The following is a 16,878-nucleotide window of genomic DNA, read 5'->3' as shown; positions in this document are numbered from 1 at the left end:
GCTCGCGCCATGTCGGATACTCCTTTTCGCCCCGATGGTGTGTCGGAAGTTTGCCGTTGTGACGGCCATCTCTTGGCATTTGCCGCAACACAATCGTCACAGGCGTTGAGCCGCGTTTACGCTTCCAGTGCGCGTTCCCGGCCGATCGGCTCACTACACGTCAGGGGTGAGGCCGCAGAATCTTTCGCTTGACGCGCAGGAGCGGCCGTGATGTTCTTACTTTGTTCTTTTGTTCCCAATTGCGTTTCGGGGGTCTCATGCACGACGTGTTTAGCGACGACGGTCCGGTGCGGCTCTTCATTCACGACGACGATGAAACCCCGCTGGAATTCGTCCAGGATTTGTTGCGCACGGTGTTCGGGAAATCCGAGCAGGAAGCCATCGCATCCGCTGCCTCGATCGAGGCCAAGGGCGCCATTCCGTGCGGCCCCTATCCGGGACCGGTCGCGCGGGCAATCTTCAACTCGGCGAAGTGGCTGATCCGCTCCAACGGCCAGCCATTGATGATCACCACCGAATCCGCCGACGCCAGCCGCCCCTGCGATCTCTGCGAAGCCCCGAGGGCTGTGACGGAAATTCTGATCCCCGGTACGACTGCGTCGCTGTGCAGCGACTGCCTGCTCGCTGCACGCCGCAGCTCGGAAGAATTGCCGGGCGAGACGTTTCGGTCCGCTTACGTTGCGCTCGACTGGCATTTCGCCGGCGTTCCGCGCAACCTGATCGTGACACGGGCGCGACAGTTTCCGGGCCACATGCGCGCCGACGTTCAGGTCGCGATCGACAAGCTGTTCACCGATCCAATCCATTTCTTCGGCATCCATGAAGAATATCGCTACGAGACGCTCGACTTCGCGGCGCTGATGAAGGCCGGCCGCAATGCACCGGCGATCGCGCCGCCGCAATATCGCGACGTCGATATCGGCGAGGCCGAGCCGGTGAAATGCCTCGCCAATGGACTATGGCTGTGCCGAACCGGCGAACTGCGCTACGCCGTGCTGCTGACGTTCCATCGCGAATATAATCACGAGCCGTCGCTGCGAATCGAGCTGGCGTTGCCCGCCGGCGCGACCGGCAATGCTTTCGTGCAGCGCACTTTCGCCGAGTTGGAGGCCGCCGTGCATGCGGCGCGATCCTATCGCGGCAAGATCCTGTCGCTGGAGGATGGCGCCAATTATCGCGGACGTTCGCGTGGACTGACCGTGCATCGCCTGCCGACGGTCGCCCGCGATGACGTAATTCTGCCGGACCGGACGCTGCGGCTGCTCGACCGCAACGTGCTCGGTTTTGTCGAAAGCCGCGATCTGCTGCGCGGGCTCGGCCAGTCGACCCGCAAAGGCATCCTGCTCTACGGCCCGCCCGGCACCGGCAAGACCCACGCCATTCGCTATCTCGCCACCAACCTGCCGGATCACACCACGCTGATCATCACCGCCGAGCAGGTCGGGCTGCTCGGCGCCTATATGAACCTCGCGCGGCTGCTGCAGCCCACCATGGTCGTGATCGAGGACGTCGATCTGATCGCACGCGACCGCGAGGACATGGGCGGACCGTGCGAGGAATCCCTGCTCAACAAGCTGCTTAACGAGATGGACGGCCTGAAGGAGGATTGCGACATCCTGTTCGTGCTGACCTCCAACCGTCCCGAAGAGCTCGAGAGCGCGCTGGCCGGCCGGCCCGGCCGCATTGACCAGGCGATCGAGGTGCCGCTGCCCGACGAGACCGGACGCAGCAAGCTGATCCGGCTGTACGGCAAGGGCCTGCCGCTGGAGCAGCCGATCGTCGACGAAGCGGTGCAGCGCACCGCCGGCGTCAGCGCCGCCTTCATCAAGGAGCTGATGCGCCGCATCGCGCAGGCCAGCATCGCCCGCGAGGGAGGCCAGGATGTCACCGCTGACGACATCGACGGGGCGCTGAACGAGATGCTGTTCGACGGCGGCCGGCTCAACGTGAAGCTGCTCGGCGGCGCGCAGGGGATGAGTGCGGGGTGATGGCCGATCACTTCGCCGCTGCCGGCAGTAGCAGCGCGGGCTCGCCGGCCGAGGCACGCGCGAGTTCGTCCGATATCCGCGTCAGCACGCGGTCCCAGGCCTGCGGCTTGTCCTGGCGGAACAGCCGCATGGTCGGATACCAGGGCGTGTCGGCGCGGTCGCGCAGCCAGCGCCAGTCGAGCGCATAGGGACACAGCATCCAGACCGGGCGGCCGAGTGCGCCGGCGAGATGCGCCACCGAGGTGTCGACGGCGATGACGAGATCGAGTGCACAGACGGCCGCCGCGGTGTCGGCGAAGTCGCCGAGCATCGGCGCGAGGTCGACGATGCCGGCACCAAGGCCCCGCAGCACGGGAGCATCGTCCGGCCGCGGCTCCTTCTGCAGGCTGTAGAGCTGCACGCCTGATGTGACCAGCCGCGGCAGCACGGCGTCCGCCGGCAGCGAGCGCTGGCGGTCGCCCTTGTGCCTGGGATTGCCGGCCCAGACCGCGCCGACCTTCAGCGCGGTCACCCCGGCGAGCGCCTCGCGCCAGCGCGCGAGCTTGCCGGCGTCCGCCCGCAGATAGGATGTCGCTGCGGGAATGGTCTCGACAGTGGTGCGGAAGATCCGCGGCAGGCTCAGCAGCGGCAGTTGCAGATCGAACGGTGGCAGCGGCTCGCCGCGCGCGAACACCGCGACATCGGGCAGTATCGGCCGCAGCAGCGCGACCAGCGCCGGCTGCACCTGCAGAACGATCCGGCCGCCACCGCCCGCCAACATCGGCACATAACGGACGAAATTGATGGCGTCGCCGAGCCCGTATTCGGCGAACAACAGCAGCGTACGTCCGGCGAGCGGCTCGCCCTGCCATTCCGGCTCGTCGAACACGGGATCGCCGTCGCTGAGCATCCTGGTCTTGCGGCGCCACTGATACTCCTCAAAGCCTTCCTCGAACTCGCCGTTCATCAGCAGGAAATGCGCGTGGTTGTAATGCGCCAGCGGCTGTTCGGGATCGAGTGCGATCGCCCGGCGCGAGGCCACCAGCGCCGCATCGATCTCGCCGGCATTGCGCAGCGCGACCGCGAGGTTGGCGTGGCCCTTGGCATAGAGCGGCTCGAGCTCGATGGCGCGCCGATGCGCGGCGACCGCGGCCTCGACCAGGTTCTGCGCCTCGAAGATGATCCCGAGATTGGTGTGCGCGGCGGCGTAGTCCGGCTTCAGCGCCAGCGCGAGCTCGGCGCAGGCGATGGCGTCGTCGACCTGTCCGAGCTCGAACAGGCAGGCGCCGAGATTGTTGAGGATGACGTGATCGGACGGGTCGCGGGCCGAGACCTGCCGATACATGCGCACTGCCTCCTCGCGCTCGCCCGCCTCGTGCAGCACCATGGCCAGCAGGCGCTGCGGAGCGATGTTGTCGGGATCGAGTGCGATCGCGCGGCGATAATGCTGTGTTGCGTCCGCCAGCAAGCCCTGGCGATAGAGCGCCGCGCCAAGACCGCAATGCAGTCCGGCATTGTCGGGATCCGCGGCAAGTCCGCGGCGATAGGCCGTGGCGGCCGCTTCGTGCCTTTTCTGATCGCTCAGCACATTGCCAAGGTTCAGCCAAACGCCGTGGTAGACCGGATCGCGGGCGATCACCTCGCGATAGGCCTGCTCCGCCTCGACCGGCCGCTGCTGCCCGGCCAGCGCGACGGCGAGGTTGAACCGCGCCCGCGTCAGGCCACCATCGAGCGCGATCGCGCGGCGGAACGCGGTCTCGGCCTCGTCGAAACGCGACAGATCGCACAATGCGACGCCGAGCTTGATGTGCAGGCCGGCATCCTGCGGCCGCAGCATCACGCCGCGCTCAAACGCCGCCGCCGCACCTTCGTGCTCGCCCTTCACGGCGAGCGCATCGCCGAGCGTGGCGAAGGCCGGTGCATGATCCGGATCGAGGTTGAAGACCCGGTTCAGCAGCAGCGCGCCGTCCGCGGCACGATCGGTCACGAAGGCGATGACCGCGGACAGATGCAGCGCCGAAACATGGTCTGGATCGGCGGTGAGGATGTCGCCGCACAGCGTGCCGGCCTCCGCCGCGCGGCCCGCGCCGTAATGCGCCACCGCATCCCGCAACATCCGATCGACCGCCACGCTGCCCACGATACCGCCCCTGCCAAACACCCCGATGCGGATTAAACGGGCGGCGGCGTCAAATCCGGCACGCGAATCTCGGTTGAACAATCAAAGCCCGGGTGCAGGTCCCTTGATCTTCTCCTTCCCCCTGAAAGGGGGAAGGTCGGGATGGGGGTCAGCGGCAGACGACGCTGCAAGTGGATAGAGCAGATCCCCACCCGCTTTGCTCTGTCGAGCAAAGCGACCTCCCCTTTTCAAGGGGAGGTAAGAGTGCGACCAGCAGCGATGATAGCCGCCATCGCCCCCTTGACGGCCATCGCATCATGTAACATATGAAGTTACATGATCCGCGATAGCCGCCTGTCCAGCGTCCTGCATGGCCTGCTCCACATGATCGGGGCCGGCGAGCCGGTCGCGTCGGAACAACTTGCGCTGGCGATGGCCACCAACCCGGTGGTGGTACGCCGCGTGATGGCGGGGCTGCGCGAGCAGGGCCTGGTGCATTCGGAGAAGGGCCATGGCGGCGGCTGGACGCTGGCGCGCGATCCCGCCGACATCACGCTCGCGGACATCTATCGCGCGGTCGGCGCGCCCACGATCGTTGCGATGGGCCATCGCTCGGAAAATCCCGGCTGCCTGGTCGAACAGGCCGTCAACGACGCGCTCGGAGACACGTTTCGCGAGGTCGAAGCGCTGTTCCTGAAGCGGCTCGGCGCGGTGACGCTCGACGCGCTCGCGAGGGATTTCAAGCGCCGGCTCGCCAAACACAAACAAAGCCTCGAGGACCAGATTCATGCAGTCAAGTGAGCCGGCGAAAGCTCTGCCGTACAACGATCCCGCGCACTGGGACAGAATGGTCGCCGCCTATGAGGCGCAGTCGCAGCCGTTCACGACATTGTTCGCCGACGCCGCCGTCGCAACGCTGCCGATCGGCCCCGCATCGAAGGTGCTCGACGTCGCCACCGGCACCGGCGCCGCGGCGCTCGCCGCCGCCCGCACCGGCGCCGAGGTCACCGCGATCGACTTCTCCGCCGGCATGGTGGCGCGGGTCCGGGCGCATGGTGCGGCGAATATCGAGGCGCGGCAGATGGACGGCCAGGCGCTCGATCTGCCGGATGCCGCCTTCGACGCGGCGGTGTCGGTGTTCGGCGTGATGCTGTTTCCGGACTGGCGCGCCGGCCTCTGCGAGATGGCGCGGGTGACGCGACCGGGCGGATCGGCGGCGATTGCGGTCTGGAAAAGCGCCGATGGCGCCGCCGTGCATCTCTTGCTCTCGCAGATCATCCGACGGCTCTATCCTGACAACGTCACGCCGATGCTCTGCACGGGCCTCGCCGAGCTCGCCGATCCCGGCCGCCTCACCGCTGCGCTCATCGCCGCCGGCTTCTCTGATCCGGCGATTGCCGAGATCACCCACGACTTCAAACTCAATGTCGCCAATCCCGGCGACGTCGACAGATTGTTCGAGTTCATGCCGCACTGGAGCGGGCTCGATGCCGAGCAGAGCGCCGCAGTCGCGCGCGCATTCCGGAGCGAGATCGAGCGGGGGCGAGTCGGCGACAGCTTCGCGATTCCGTCGACCGCGCTGATCGCGACGGCCCGGCGGGCTTGACCGCAGCTGGCGTAATCCGACTACGTATGCGGTCCCCTGCCGGCACTAGCGCTTGTCGTCGTCCGGCTTTTCTTCATCGCTCGGCGGCTGCAGGCCGGGGCTGTTGGCCCAGCGATCGAGTTCCTCGATGACCCGCCGGTGGCTCGGCCGTAGCGGCTCTTCACCACCGGGCTCTTGCGACAATTTTCGGGGCAGCTTGACCTGATCTGGCATGGCTAGGCTCCAGAGCTGGGGGCTGTACGCAGTGGAATTCGCAGCGATTGCTACGCGCGCGACTTGAGGAGATCGCGAATCTCGGCGAGCAGCTCCTGATCTTTGGTCGGCTTCGGCGGCTCGGCCGGCGCCGCGGGCGCTTCGCGCTTGAGCTGGTTCATGAGGCGGACCACGATGAACAGCACGAAGGCAACGATCAGGAAGTTGAGCGTCAGGGTCAGGAAGTTGCCCCAGGCCAGCACCGCGCCCTGCTTCTTGGCATCGGCCAGGTTGGTCGCCGTTACCGACTTCGACAGCGCGGTGAAATAGTTGGAGAAGTCGAGCCCGCCGCTGATCGCGCCGATGATCGGCATGATGATATCGGCCACCATCGACGAGACGATCGCGCCGAACGCCGCGCCGATGATCACGCCGACGGCGAGATCGACGACATTGCCCTTCATGGCGAATTCCCTGAATTCCTTCAGCATGTGATCTCCTGTTTTCCAAATGAATGCGATGGCACGGCGCGGCGACTGGATCGCCGGCCGCTACAAGGGGACGAAAGACTATTTGCGATCGGCCGGCTTCGCGGGCGCGGCGACCGGCTGCGCGGGCGCGGCCTGCTCCCACGGCGCCGGCAGGATGACCCGCGCCGGCGGCAGGTTCTGCGCGGCGCGCTGCACATTCGCATTTTCCGGCCGCGGCTCGTCACCGGAATTATCCGCGCGGGCGATGGCGACATGGATGCCGAGCGTCAGCGCGACGAATCCAATTCCCGCAGCAAGCGCCGCGCCAAACTGCAGCATGGCAGGCCGCTGCCGGTTCATGATGGCAGGATGAGATGAGGTCATCGCAACTGCTCCTCACGCAATACACATCGTTCGGAGCCGTGCGGGACGCGAGCGCCGCGCACGGCTCGAGGCGGGACGTCAGGTCTTGATGTCGTCCGGCAGCTTGCCGCCATTGGCGGCGAGCTTCGCCATCACCTGCTGATGCAGCCAGACATTCATGGTGGCGGTGTTGCTGGTGTCGCCGGTGTAGTGCAGCTCCTTGGCGAGCTCCTTGCGCGCCGCAAGGCTGCTGTCGAGACCGAGCGCCTTCATCAGGTCGACGATCGAGCTGCGCCAGTCGAGCTTCTCGCCGGTCGCAGCGGCCGCCTTGTCGACGATCGCGGCGACGTCGACGGTTTGTGCCGCCGGGGTGCCGGACGCAGCGGATGCAGACGTCGACGCCGATGGCGCCGCGCCGGGCGCTGTCGTTGTCGTGCTCTCAGCGGTCTTGGCCTGGGCGCCGTGGCCGAAGATTGCACCCATGATGCTTCCAAAAATGCTCATGATCTCTCGCTCCGTGCGCCCGAGACACCGCTCGTCCCGTGGCTGTTTCCAGTGACGGGGCGGACGATAGGCAGGCCATTGGCCGAGCGGAAGATGACCATCGTCACTATCGGAGTGAGGGACGGCGTGGTGCTGTTGGCGGGGAAAGCGTGCGGCTTTCTGCGGCCGCGCGACAGCCTTTCATCGCACGCTCCACGTGCGATGAAGTCAGCCGTCCCGGCCCGATTCGCCAGCCCCGAGAAGTCGGGACGGCTGACACAGACGTGTGCGCGTTGTCGCTAACTAGAGCTGGCGGCGGCGGATGGTCTGGGCGAGTTCGACAAAGCTCTCGGCAATGCCGACGCCGGTCTTGGCGCTGACCGATTTGACGCTCGACCTGGCGAGCTCGGCAATCGCGCCCGCGCTGCCCGCGGCTTCCGGCAGATCGATCTTGTTCAGCAGCGCCCGGTAGGGCCGGCCGGGGAAGCGCTCCTCGAAGCCGCGGACCAATTCGACCATGCGGGTCACCGTCTGCGGCCGCGTGACGTCGGACACGATGATGGCGGCGGAGGCGCCGGTGACATAGACGGTGTCGAAGATCTGCGTGCCGAAATCGCCGTCGGTGTCCCACAGCACGAGGCGCATCGGATCGCTGCCATCCACCGGCACCACGTCGTGGCTCAGGATCTCGACGCCCAGAGTCGATTTGTACTGGCCCTCGAACCGGTTGTAGATCAGCCGATAGAGGATCGACGTCTTGCCGACCCCCATATCGCCGAGCAGCATGACTTTTGCGGTGAGCATCAGCGGGCCACTTCGCCTCGATAGACCGTCTCGAACGCCACGCGGCGATTGCCGCCGACGGTGGCGTCGACCCGGTCGGTGATCGGCATCGTCGCCGCGCGCGACACCAAAATCAGCCGCGACGAATCGACCCCCAGCGCGGTCAGCCTGCGCTGGACCTGCTCGGCCCGCTTGCGCGCCAGCGTCCGGTTGGTGCCTTCCGTGCCGCTCTGATCGGCATAGCCGACGATCCGCAGCCTGAGATCGTTGTTCGCCATCAGTCCGGCGAGCTCGCGCAGCTGCTGCTCGGCCTGGTCGTTGTCGAGGACTTCGTCCGAATTGTTCGCGAAGAAGATCGCGGTGGTGGCGATGAAGCGGTCGAGCCGCGCCGCCGGGCCGTCGGCGACGGCTTGCAGCTTCGAATATTGCTCGGCCAATTTGGCATACTGCTCGCCGAGCTTGTCATATTGCTCGCTCAGGGCGGTATATTTCTGGTCGGCCGACTTCGCTTGCGCACCGATCGCCTCGCGCATCTGGTCGAGGCTCGCCTGCAGGCGCGTCAGGCTCTGCTGCAGGCCCGCAATGCCGGCCTGCGATGCCGCGATTTGCTCCGGTGCGGACACCAGACCGATGCGGTCGACGACCTTGTACGGTGCGGCGGCCGCGGCGAGCGCATCGATCAACGGCGCGGTCTCCAGCTGGCTCGGCTCGATGCCTGAAACGGCCACGCTTCGGCTGCCGTGATCGAAGTCGAGCCGCAGCGGGAACGAGGCCAGCAATGGCTGCTTTGCGGCGAGCTGTTCCAGCGCCGCATGGGTTCGCCGCTCCACAAGACCGCGCGTCACCGACGTCGCGGCAAGCCAGAGCAACAGCGCGGCCACTGCCGCAAGCAAGGCGAACAGGATCATCTTGCCGCGCCGGCTCGCGATCCGCCGCGGCGTATCGTCGGTCTCGATCGCGGCTGCCAGCGACGCCAGCATCGGACCGTCGCAATCCGCGCCGCGGTCGATGCGCTCGATCGCATCGAAGAACAGCGAGTTGATCCTGGCATTATCGGCGGGCCGCAACGGTCCCAGGCACTCCGCCGCCAGGATGAAGCGCGGCGAGGCGCGCAGCGCGAGCTGCCGTCCGCCGAAATCGAGCGTCTGCAGATTGCCTTCGCCGGCCAGCGCCTGCACCGAGAACTCCAGGATCGCCGCGACCATCGCGCTGAGCAGGTCGGCGCGTTCGTCGGCGGTCGCATCGCGCTTCCAGTCCGCGATCAGGCGGCCATTGCCGCGTTCGATGATCAGGAGCCGGTTGATCTGCGGCGGCTGATCGGCGAGCACGAATTCGCTGATCGGGCGTCCCGTCACCAGCGACTTGACGCGGCCGACCCACAATTGCGCCGAGGTCAACGCATTGATGCGCTGCTCGAGCGAGGCAACCAGCTCCCTGAACGAATTCGCCACCGCGGCACTGACCAGCCGGCCGACGATCGGGTAGAGCGCCTCGATCATCTGCTCGCGCGAATTCTTGATCTCGCTGCGGATCGCCGAGACCACGACCGGCGCAATCGCGCTGGCGAGCTCGCGCGGCCGGTTGACCTCGGCGCGCTCCAGCGCCTCGACCAGGATGCCCGCGGTTGCCGTCTCCAGGCGGTCGGCGTTGCCGACATAGCGCTGCAGCGAGTCGAGGTCGGCCTCCAGCGACGTCAGACGCGTCGCCTCGGGCTGAAACAGCAATGTCTTGAGCTGCTCGATCTCGCGGTTCTGGCCGGCAGCAGCTGCCATGCTATTTGCCCGTGCGGCCGGATCCCAATCCGCTGATGACCGAGCCGAGCTGGGTGATGGCCGCACCGACATCCTTCAGCGAGTCGAGGCGCTTCTGCTCGGTATCCCGCTCGAGGTCCGAGAGCCGCGCAGACAGCGCGGTGAGCTCGTTGGTGAAGTCCGCCTGCATCTGCTTGAGCGATGCCTGCATCTCCTCGCGCAGGCCCGAGAGGTTGGTCTCGAGCGAGCGTTGCGCGCCGCCGAACAGCAGGTCGCGAACCTGATCGATCGCCGCCATGCCATGCGCCGCCGGATCCACGCCGTTGCCGGCCGCCTGAGCGTCCACCGGTCCGTCCGTACCTTTGGTCTGGCGCTCGATACCCTTCATGGTCATTTCCCGCTTACTCATAGCTGCGCAATCCGGACCTGCGGTGTCAAAAAGCAAATCCGAAACAACCCTATAGCCAATTTTGCGGGCGCGGCCCAGAGAAAGGCGAGCAATCTCAGCCGGATCAACCGCGTGGTTGTGCGATCGCGGCCAATTATTTCTAGTAAGTTATTGCCTTTATTGCGAGTTCTGTACGGTTCTTGACCTGGCATTTCTCCAGAATCGTGCTGACATAGTTCTTCACGGTTCCTTCGGCCAAATGCAGCTGCTCGCCGATCTCGGTGTTGCTCTTGCCCTCGACGATCAGCGTAAGAATTTCATTCTCCCGCGCCGTCAGCCCGTCACGAACCGGCAGCTTCGCCGAGACGCGCGGGCCGCGCAGCCGCTTGAACTCGTCGAGGATGCGCGCGGCGACGCTGGGCGAAAGCCCGGACTGGCCGTTGATCACCGCGCGGATCGTCGAGGCGATCTCCTCCATCCTGGCGTCCTTCAGGAGATACGCCTTGGCGCCTGCGCTCACCGCCTCGAAGATCAGATCGTTGGTCTCGAACGTCGTCAGCACCACGATATGGGTCTGCGGCAATTCGCGGAGAATCCGCTGGGTCGCGGCGATGCCGTCGACCCGCGGCATCTGCAAATCCATCAGGATGACATCCGGCCGATAGCGCCGCGCGAATTCGATGGCCTGCTCGCCATCGGCCGCGCCGGGAAGGATCTCGAAATCGTCGTTCTGCTGGGCAAGCAGCGTGGCGATACCTTCCCTGATCAGGGTCTGATCCTCGGCGATCAGCACCCGTATCTTCTCGATTCTGCTCACGGGCTTTCCGTCATCCTCTCGAAAACGCGTTGAACGCGCGGCAACGAATTCAATCGGCCAGCACGCCGGCAGACGCTGCCGGCGGCACCGCCACGGGGAGCGAGATCCGGACCAGCGTTCCCTGCCCGGGCGCGCTCTCCACCGCACAGCTGCCGCCGACAAGTTCAGCAAATTCGGCCATTCCAATCAATCCGAAATGTCCTGGAGTCGGGACCGCGAGATCGAAGCCGCGGCCGTCATCGCGGATCTCGACAATCAGCTTGCGGCCGACCGCGGCCGGTTCGTCGAAAGCGTGAAAGGAGACGCGGCGCGCCTGCGCATGCGTCTGAACATTGCGCAGTGCCTCGCTGAGAATGCGCTGAACCGTCAAGCCGCAATCGCGCAAGCCGGGGCGCGCCGCTTCGTCGATCTGGATCGACACCCTGACACCGCTGCGTGCGGCGAAGTCGCTGAGCAGCCCCTCGACGTCGGGATCAAGCTTCAGATCGTCGGGCGTGCGCAGGCGATCGATGGCTTCGCGGGCGCGGTTCAGGCCGCTCGCGGCCGCGTCTTCCGCGGTCGCAAGGCTGTCCGCCACACGGGCGGGATCGGCCGACAGATAATGCCGGATCAGCCGGATCTGGGTCAGCAGCGCCACGATCGAGTGCACCAGCGTATCGTGCAGATCGCGCGCCAGCCGAAGCCGCGTCCGCGCCAGCGAGGCAAAGCGCACCTCAGCGCTCGCCGCCTCGAGCTGCTGCTCCATCAGGCGCCGGGCGCGGCGCTCGCTGCCGAGCAGCGTTTCGACCTGACGGCCGGCAAAATCCGGCATGGCGATGACGAAGTAATGCGACTGCGCACCGTTCCACAGCACGACCGCCGTCATCGGCTGCGTGATGTCAGGCGACGCGCCACGCACACCGGCCAGCGCGATCATATCCCGCTGGCCTTGGGCAAGCGCCGCCAACTCGGCCTCCATGCCGACCAGCAACACACACTCGCAGCAATCGACGCCGGTTGCGGGAAGCCATTCGACCAGCCGGCCGATCTTCCGCTGCATGCTTCGATCGGCGCCGATGACGGCGAGACCGATGACGTCGGCTTCTGCGGCCGCAAGCAAATCCGCGCTCAGATCGATCATGCGTTGCCCATCAGCTCAGCGAGCAGCCCACTCTGGCGTAAGCCGGCAGCGGTCGCAAACGAATATGACTTTCGTCACAACCGGTCCTGACCTTCGTCAGATGCCGCCGCTGCTCGAAATGCGGTTCTGTCTCACGAATGAGCAACAGCGCAAGCCATGATGTGCCACATGCCGGCGTCCATGGCGATGCCGGCCGGGCGCCGGGCCTCGCGGAAGGTCGCGCCAGTCGGCCGGAATGTGAGCTGACAATGAAGGGCGCACCACGAAAACCGTCGGGCATCGAGCTGCGCATGCTGGCGGAAGCAAGCAGACCCGCGCGGCGCCGGCGCCTGAGCGCAACCCAGAAGATGGCGTTGCAGGAAGCGCTCGCCGGCCGCCTGCAGCTCTATCCGCGCGGATATGCCGCGAGCAAGACCGGACCGTTCCACTCCCGACGCGCCATTCTCGGACTGGTGCGCGCCGGCCTGATGAGCCTCAGCGCCACGGCACGCTATGCGGCCGTGACCAGGCGCGCGCGCGAGATGTACGAGGCCGCGGCAAGCGGCGACGCTGCGTCCGAGTAAGCGCGCGCGCCATTGCACTGAGGCGCTCGAAGCCCTCACCATCCATTTCATCTCTCCGCAGAGGCTTGGCCGGCGTCACACGCGCGCAGACGCCCCGCGTGCCGCGCCGATTCCGGTCGCGAGCAGCGTCAGACCAGCCGGCTGGCTGCAGCAGGACACTTATGCAGATAAACTGCGAAGACAATCTTTACAGTTTACCTTCATATATGCTATCCGGTCCGGCATGAGCAATGTACCGGCCCGTCCCGGCTCGGCGCGCACATCCGCGCTGGCCGAAGATCTTCGCCTGTTGATTGGAAAGCTGAAGCGGCGGCTTCGCGAGCAGGGTCAGCGCGAGGACCTCCCGCCTTCCCAGGTCGCGGTGCTGCTTCGCCTCGAAAAGGACGGCCCCGCGACCGTATCCAGCCTGGCGCGATCGGAGGGCATGCGTCCGCAATCGATGAGTTCGGCGATATCGGCGCTCGAGGCTGCCGGCCTGGTCCGCGGCGCGCCGGATCCGGACGACGGCCGGCAGACCATCATGTCGCTCACCGATAGCTGCCGCGAGCGGCTGCGCACCGGCCGCGCCGCGCGGCAGGACTGGCTGTCGCGCACCATCGCCGCGCGGCTGTCGGCGCGGGAGCAGGACGAACTCGCCGCCGCCGTCGGCTTGCTGAAGCGGCTGGTCGAGGATTGAGGCTGGCCGCGCCGCGACCGCTTGCGAGAAAGGTAACGACCATGGCCCTGACGACGCTCGATCCGATCACCGCATTGATCGTCATCGATCTGCAAAGCGGCCTCATGGGCTGGCCCTTCGCCCATCCGATCGGCGACATCGTGGCTCGCGCCGCCGCGCTTGGCGCTGCGTTCCGGCGGCGCGGCCTGCCGGTCGCGCTGGTCAATGTCGACGGCAGCTCGCCGGGACGAACCGAGCAGGCGCCGCGCCAGGGAAATCCAAATGGAAATCCAATTGGAAATCCATTTGGCGGCCCGCTTCCCGAGGGATGGACCGATCTCATTCCGGAGCTCGACCGACAGCCCAGCGACATCGTCGTGACCAAGCGAACGCGAGGCGCATTTGCCAGCACCGACCTCGAAAGCCTGCTGAGAGCGCGCGGCGTCACGCAAGTCGTGATCGCCGGCGTCGCCACCGCGGGCGGCGTCGAATCGACGGCGAGACAGGCCTATGAAGCGGGCTTCAACGTCACGCTCGCGATCGACGCCATGACCGACGCGCGGCCGCACGCACATGCCTACAGCATCGAGCACGTGTTCCCGCGGCTCGGCGAAACCGGCTCGACGCAGGCGATCATCGATCTCGTTGAAAGGACCGACGCTCATGAACTGGCTTGACCTCGTCGCCTATTTCTTCGGCGGCGCCTTTCTCACCAATGCGATCCCCCACGTCGTCGCCGGCATGATGGGCGAAGCGTTCCAGAGCCCGTTCGCCAAGCCGCCCGGCGAAGGTCTGTCCTCATCGACCGTCAACATCGTGTGGGGCTTCTTCAACCTCGCAGTCGGATATCTCCTGGTCTGCCGCGTCGGCGACTTCGGCCTGCGAACCACCAGCGACGTCGCAGCGCTCGGTCTCGGCGGTCTGCTGATCGGCCTGTTCCTGGCGCGACGGTTCGGGCGGTTTCACGGCGGGAATGAACCTCAGAGAACATGAGACGCGTATTTCGATCGCTCGCGAGCTTCAACTATCGGGTCTGGGCGGCCGGCGCGCTGGTGTCCAACATCGGCACCTGGATGCAGCGCGCAGCGCAGGACTGGCTGGTTCTCACCCAGCTGACAAATCACAGCGCGTCCGCCGTCGGTATCGTGATGGCGCTGCAATTCGGGCCACAACTATTATTGATGCCGTGGACCGGCTTTGCCGCCGATCATTTCAACCAGCGCAAGCTGCTGATGGCGACTCAGGCGACGATGGGCGCGCTTGCACTCATCCTCGGCATTCTCACCGTCACCGGGCTGGTGCAGCTCTGGCACGTCTATACCTTCGCGTTCCTGTTCGGCTGCGCGGCAGCGCTCGATGCCCCGGTGCGGCAGACCTTCGTGGCCGAGCTGGTCAGCGATACCAATTTGTCGAATGCGATCGCGCTGAACTCGACCTCGTTCAACGCCGCGCGCATGATCGGCCCCGCCGTCGCCGGCCTCATTATCGCCTCCGTCGGCACCGGCTGGGCATTCCTGTTCAACGGCGCATCGTTCCTGGCGGTGCTGACGTCGCTGACCCTGCTGCGCACCTCCGAGCTGCGCCCGAACGCGCGCGCCCATCGCACCAAGGGCAGCGTGATGCAGGGCTTTCATTATGTCTGGTCCCGGCCTGATCTCAGGGCAACGCTGATCATGCTGTTCCTGATCGGGACCTTCGGACTGAACTTTCCGATCTTCATCTCGACCATGGCGGTTGGCGTGTTCCACACCGATGCGCGCGGCTTCGGCCTGCTGTCGTCGATGATGGCGCTCGGAACGATGTCGGGCGCGCTGCTGGCCGCGAGCCGCGAGGAGCCGCGCTTCGGCTCGCTGATGCTGGGCGCCGCGATCTTCGGTCTGGGCTGCACGCTCGCGGCATTGGCGCCGAGCTACTGGCTGTTCGCCGCGGCGCTGGTCGTGATCGGCGTCGCCGCGCTGACCGTCACCAACACCTCGAACGCGCTGATGCAGCTCTCGACCGAGCCGGCGATGCGCGGACGGGTGATGGCGCTGCGGCTCGGCGTTGCGCTCGGCGGCACGCCGATCGGCGCGCCGATCGTCGGCTGGGTCGCCGATCACCTCGGCCCGCGTTGGGCACTCGGCGTCGGCGCCGCCGCCGGCTTTGCCGCGGCGATCGTTGCCCTCGGCATGCTGTCCCGATCGGGCGGCGAAGCCGAGCGCCGCAGCCAGGAGGCGCGAAGGAGCGAGGTCAACCTGCCGCAGCAGCGTTGATCGGGGCTGCCACCGACCGGCGCTCCTACTCTGTGTTTGGACGCGTGTCCTTCCCGCGAACCGAAAACGTTAGTACGCGTAGGACGGCTTGCCCGGCTGCACGGTCAGCCGAAAGGCGACATCGGTCGAACCATCCATCAGCTCGATGATGTGGTCGCACACCAGGCAGCGAAACTCACCCGCGACGCCGCCCTTCGACGTCAATTCGATCCGGCGATAGCCGGCCTGGCAATGGGGGCACGTCACGTCGGATTTTCGCATCGAATCAGCAAGCCGTTGCGCTCTTGAGTTTCCCACACGCCCATGATCGGAAATGTGACGGCCGTCTAACCGGCATGCTGGTCGACCAGAGCACCGGGAATTTGTGCTGTGCTTTCAGCGCGAAAAGTTCCCGACGATGGCCAGAACGCCGCCGCGCCCAGACTCGGCAACACGGCCGCGGACCAAAAAACGAGCGAGCGCTCTCTCAGAAAATTTCATCATCCCCCCTTTTCCGAGCGCCATTTCGTGGGCTAGGAATTAGGAAAGGGCGTAAAGCCCAGCCCGGACCAGCAACAAAACGAAATGGTCCGGGAGCATAGCCAGGGAGGCAACGTGGGTCTCGCGCGTCAGCGACCGGGGACGGCGAATGCGTTCGCGATGGACGTGCTTTGCGCACGCATCCTCGAACGCCATCGGGATTCCATCCGGGTCCAGAAAACCCATCTCGCCGTTCCGAATCTCACGCGCATCATCGGCGCCACGCTCACGCTTTCCAACAAACACGGCTTTCACGCCACCACGCTGCGCCAGCTCGCGGAGGCCTCGGGCCTCAGCATGGGCGGCCTCTACACCTACTTCGACAGCAAGCCGACGCTGCTGTCGATGATCCTCGGCGAGGTCGCCGAAACGGTGGCGGAGGTCCTCAACTCGCCGCCCGCCGACGTGAAGCACGATGCGCGCAAGCATCTGCACTGGATCATCGCGACCCATGTCCGGATGAGCGAGGCGATGCAGCCCTGGTTCGTGTTCTGCTTCATGGAAGCGAAGTCGTTTCCGCCGGCGGAGCGCCAGCGCGCCATCGAGATGGAGGTGATGACCGAGAAGATCATCGCCGGCGTCCTCAAACAGGGCGTCGCCAGCGGCGTCTTCGCGATCGACCAGGTCACGCTGACGGCATCGCTGATCAAGCCGTTGCTGCAGGACTGGTACGTCAAGCGTGCGAAGTACCGCAGACGCGGCACTTCGATCGAGGCCTACATCAATTCCGTCGGCGCGTTCGTGGACGCCGCGGTCGCCGGCCGGCCGCGGCCCGGCCGCGCCGCGACCGGCTCCCGCACGAGAGCCAGACCGACGGCGCACCCGTAGAA

Annotated in this window: 20 protein-coding genes; 9 read left to right on the top strand and 11 right to left on the bottom strand. The window is 66.1% G+C overall.

Translation table 11 applies throughout. The annotated features are described in order from the left end of the window. The first annotated feature begins 257 nt into the window (after positions 1–257). Positions 258–1,988 (top strand): ATP-dependent Clp protease adaptor ClpS, encoded by a 1,731-nt coding sequence (locus tag XI02_RS03770; RefSeq protein WP_172645854.1) that lies wholly within the window; start codon positions 258–260, stop codon positions 1,986–1,988. A 7-nt stretch (positions 1,989–1,995) separates the two neighbouring features. On the opposite strand, the gene XI02_RS03765 is transcribed toward XI02_RS03770, so the two are convergent. Continuing rightward, positions 1,996–4,083 carry a tetratricopeptide repeat protein gene (locus XI02_RS03765; RefSeq protein WP_172648942.1) on the bottom strand — a complete coding sequence of 696 codons (2,088 nt, stop codon included), beginning with the start codon at positions 4,081–4,083 and terminating at the stop codon, positions 1,996–1,998. 339 nt (positions 4,084–4,422) lie between these two features. Between XI02_RS03765 and XI02_RS03760 the strand changes: the two genes are divergently transcribed. Next, complete coding sequence (locus XI02_RS03760; protein WP_172645855.1) at positions 4,423–4,887, top strand: Rrf2 family transcriptional regulator; 465 nt, start codon at positions 4,423–4,425, stop codon at positions 4,885–4,887. Then, positions 4,874–5,692 (top strand): class I SAM-dependent methyltransferase, encoded by an 819-nt coding sequence (locus tag XI02_RS03755; RefSeq protein ID WP_244980834.1) that lies wholly within the window; start codon positions 4,874–4,876, stop codon positions 5,690–5,692. The genes XI02_RS03760 and XI02_RS03755 overlap by 14 nt, the downstream gene beginning before the upstream one ends. Positions 5,693–5,737: 45 nt before the next feature. Here the strand turns inward: XI02_RS03755 and XI02_RS03750 are convergent, their stop codons facing one another. The 9 genes from XI02_RS03750 to XI02_RS03710 all read right to left on the bottom strand — a co-directional run bounded on the left by XI02_RS03750 (position 5,738) and on the right by XI02_RS03710 (position 12,059). Continuing rightward, positions 5,738–5,905, bottom strand: a complete 168-nt coding sequence (locus XI02_RS03750; protein ID WP_016848145.1) for a hypothetical protein — start codon at positions 5,903–5,905, stop codon at positions 5,738–5,740. 50 nt (positions 5,906–5,955) lie between these two features. Then, complete coding sequence (gene mscL, locus XI02_RS03745) at positions 5,956–6,375, bottom strand: large conductance mechanosensitive channel protein MscL (protein ID WP_172645856.1); 420 nt, start codon at positions 6,373–6,375, stop codon at positions 5,956–5,958. A gap of 78 nt (positions 6,376–6,453) precedes the next feature. Then, positions 6,454–6,738 carry a hypothetical protein gene (locus XI02_RS03740; RefSeq protein WP_172645857.1) on the bottom strand — a complete coding sequence of 95 codons (285 nt, stop codon included), beginning with the start codon at positions 6,736–6,738 and terminating at the stop codon, positions 6,454–6,456. A gap of 78 nt (positions 6,739–6,816) precedes the next feature. Then, on the bottom strand, positions 6,817–7,221 hold the full coding sequence (locus XI02_RS03735) for a DUF3597 domain-containing protein (RefSeq protein WP_172645858.1): 405 nt from the start codon (positions 7,219–7,221) through the stop codon (positions 6,817–6,819). 282 nt (positions 7,222–7,503) lie between these two features. After that, the gene (locus XI02_RS03730; RefSeq protein ID WP_172645859.1) at positions 7,504–8,004 is read right to left on the bottom strand and encodes a Rab family GTPase; all 501 of its coding nucleotides are present in this window, start codon (positions 8,002–8,004) and stop codon (positions 7,504–7,506) included. Next, a complete protein-coding gene (locus XI02_RS03725; protein ID WP_172645860.1) occupies positions 8,004–9,755 on the bottom strand; it encodes an OmpA family protein in 1,752 nt (583 codons plus the stop codon). Before XI02_RS03725 ends, XI02_RS03730 begins: the two co-directional genes overlap by 1 nt. Position 9,756: 1 nt before the next feature. Further along, positions 9,757–10,143, bottom strand: coding sequence for a hypothetical protein (locus XI02_RS03720; protein WP_246783608.1), 387 nt, complete (start codon positions 10,141–10,143; stop codon positions 9,757–9,759). 139 nt (positions 10,144–10,282) lie between these two features. After that, the gene (locus XI02_RS03715) at positions 10,283–10,939 is read right to left on the bottom strand and encodes a response regulator transcription factor (RefSeq protein WP_018269507.1); all 657 of its coding nucleotides are present in this window, start codon (positions 10,937–10,939) and stop codon (positions 10,283–10,285) included. Positions 10,940–10,988: 49 nt separating this feature from the next. Further along, positions 10,989–12,059: a sensor histidine kinase gene (locus XI02_RS03710; protein WP_018269506.1), complete on the bottom strand. Its 1,071-nt coding sequence runs from the start codon at positions 12,057–12,059 to the stop codon at positions 10,989–10,991. 248 nt (positions 12,060–12,307) lie between these two features. Between XI02_RS03710 and XI02_RS03705 the strand changes: the two genes are divergently transcribed. The 5 genes from XI02_RS03705 (at position 12,308) to XI02_RS03685 (ending at position 15,529) form a co-directional block, all read left to right on the top strand. Continuing rightward, complete coding sequence (locus XI02_RS03705) at positions 12,308–12,622, top strand: hypothetical protein (protein WP_244980836.1); 315 nt, start codon at positions 12,308–12,310, stop codon at positions 12,620–12,622. 223 nt (positions 12,623–12,845) lie between these two features. Further along, on the top strand, positions 12,846–13,298 hold the full coding sequence (locus XI02_RS03700; protein WP_016848135.1) for a MarR family winged helix-turn-helix transcriptional regulator: 453 nt from the start codon (positions 12,846–12,848) through the stop codon (positions 13,296–13,298). Between the two features lie 41 nt (positions 13,299–13,339). Beyond that, a complete protein-coding gene (locus tag XI02_RS03695) occupies positions 13,340–13,954 on the top strand; it encodes an isochorismatase family protein (protein ID WP_172645861.1) in 615 nt (204 codons plus the stop codon). Beyond that, complete coding sequence (locus tag XI02_RS03690) at positions 13,941–14,270, top strand: hypothetical protein (RefSeq protein WP_016848133.1); 330 nt, start codon at positions 13,941–13,943, stop codon at positions 14,268–14,270. Before XI02_RS03695 ends, XI02_RS03690 begins: the two co-directional genes overlap by 14 nt. After that, a complete protein-coding gene (locus XI02_RS03685; protein ID WP_018269504.1) occupies positions 14,267–15,529 on the top strand; it encodes an MFS transporter in 1,263 nt (420 codons plus the stop codon). The genes XI02_RS03690 and XI02_RS03685 overlap by 4 nt, the downstream gene beginning before the upstream one ends. 69 nt (positions 15,530–15,598) lie before the next feature. On the opposite strand, the gene XI02_RS03680 is transcribed toward XI02_RS03685, so the two are convergent. Next, positions 15,599–15,775: an MJ0042-type zinc finger domain-containing protein gene (locus XI02_RS03680; RefSeq protein ID WP_311986722.1), complete on the bottom strand. Its 177-nt coding sequence runs from the start codon at positions 15,773–15,775 to the stop codon at positions 15,599–15,601. Between the two features lie 393 nt (positions 15,776–16,168). Between XI02_RS03680 and XI02_RS03675 the strand changes: the two genes are divergently transcribed. Further along, on the top strand, positions 16,169–16,876 hold the full coding sequence (locus XI02_RS03675) for a TetR/AcrR family transcriptional regulator (protein ID WP_172648945.1): 708 nt from the start codon (positions 16,169–16,171) through the stop codon (positions 16,874–16,876). Positions 16,877–16,878: the final 2 nt, after the last annotated feature.

The organism is Bradyrhizobium sp. CCBAU 21365 (assembly GCF_015291305.1).
In the GTDB taxonomy this organism is placed as follows: domain Bacteria; phylum Pseudomonadota; class Alphaproteobacteria; order Rhizobiales; family Xanthobacteraceae; genus Bradyrhizobium; species Bradyrhizobium elkanii.
Note: the sequence above shows the minus strand (reverse complement) of the source record. Positions and strands in the feature narration are given on the sequence as shown.

What these genes read in the sequence shown, in the direction of transcription:
- XI02_RS03685 (WP_018269504.1), top strand. Translation starts at nt 14,267, where the DNA reads ATGAGACGCGTATTTCGATCGCTCGCGAGCTTCAACTATCGGGTCTGG.
- XI02_RS03690 (WP_016848133.1), top strand. Translation starts at nt 13,941, where the DNA reads ATGAACTGGCTTGACCTCGTCGCCTATTTCTTCGGCGGCGCCTTTCTC.
- XI02_RS03675 (WP_172648945.1), top strand. Translation starts at nt 16,169, where the DNA reads ATGGACGTGCTTTGCGCACGCATCCTCGAACGCCATCGGGATTCCATC.
- mscL (WP_172645856.1), bottom strand. Translation starts at nt 6,375, where the DNA reads ATGCTGAAGGAATTCAGGGAATTCGCCATGAAGGGCAATGTCGTCGAT.
- XI02_RS03710 (WP_018269506.1), bottom strand. Translation starts at nt 12,059, where the DNA reads ATGATCGATCTGAGCGCGGATTTGCTTGCGGCCGCAGAAGCCGACGTC.
- XI02_RS03720 (WP_246783608.1), bottom strand. Translation starts at nt 10,143, where the DNA reads ATGAGTAAGCGGGAAATGACCATGAAGGGTATCGAGCGCCAGACCAAA.
- XI02_RS03755 (WP_244980834.1), top strand. Translation starts at nt 4,874, where the DNA reads ATGCAGTCAAGTGAGCCGGCGAAAGCTCTGCCGTACAACGATCCCGCG.
- XI02_RS03705 (WP_244980836.1), top strand. Translation starts at nt 12,308, where the DNA reads ATGAAGGGCGCACCACGAAAACCGTCGGGCATCGAGCTGCGCATGCTG.
- XI02_RS03735 (WP_172645858.1), bottom strand. Translation starts at nt 7,221, where the DNA reads ATGAGCATTTTTGGAAGCATCATGGGTGCAATCTTCGGCCACGGCGCC.
- XI02_RS03700 (WP_016848135.1), top strand. Translation starts at nt 12,846, where the DNA reads ATGAGCAATGTACCGGCCCGTCCCGGCTCGGCGCGCACATCCGCGCTG.
- XI02_RS03695 (WP_172645861.1), top strand. Translation starts at nt 13,340, where the DNA reads ATGGCCCTGACGACGCTCGATCCGATCACCGCATTGATCGTCATCGAT.
- XI02_RS03740 (WP_172645857.1), bottom strand. Translation starts at nt 6,738, where the DNA reads ATGACCTCATCTCATCCTGCCATCATGAACCGGCAGCGGCCTGCCATG.
- XI02_RS03765 (WP_172648942.1), bottom strand. Translation starts at nt 4,083, where the DNA reads ATGTTGCGGGATGCGGTGGCGCATTACGGCGCGGGCCGCGCGGCGGAG.
- XI02_RS03770 (WP_172645854.1), top strand. Translation starts at nt 258, where the DNA reads ATGCACGACGTGTTTAGCGACGACGGTCCGGTGCGGCTCTTCATTCAC.
- XI02_RS03760 (WP_172645855.1), top strand. Translation starts at nt 4,423, where the DNA reads ATGATCCGCGATAGCCGCCTGTCCAGCGTCCTGCATGGCCTGCTCCAC.
- XI02_RS03750 (WP_016848145.1), bottom strand. Translation starts at nt 5,905, where the DNA reads ATGCCAGATCAGGTCAAGCTGCCCCGAAAATTGTCGCAAGAGCCCGGT.
- XI02_RS03725 (WP_172645860.1), bottom strand. Translation starts at nt 9,755, where the DNA reads ATGGCAGCTGCTGCCGGCCAGAACCGCGAGATCGAGCAGCTCAAGACA.
- XI02_RS03730 (WP_172645859.1), bottom strand. Translation starts at nt 8,004, where the DNA reads ATGCTCACCGCAAAAGTCATGCTGCTCGGCGATATGGGGGTCGGCAAG.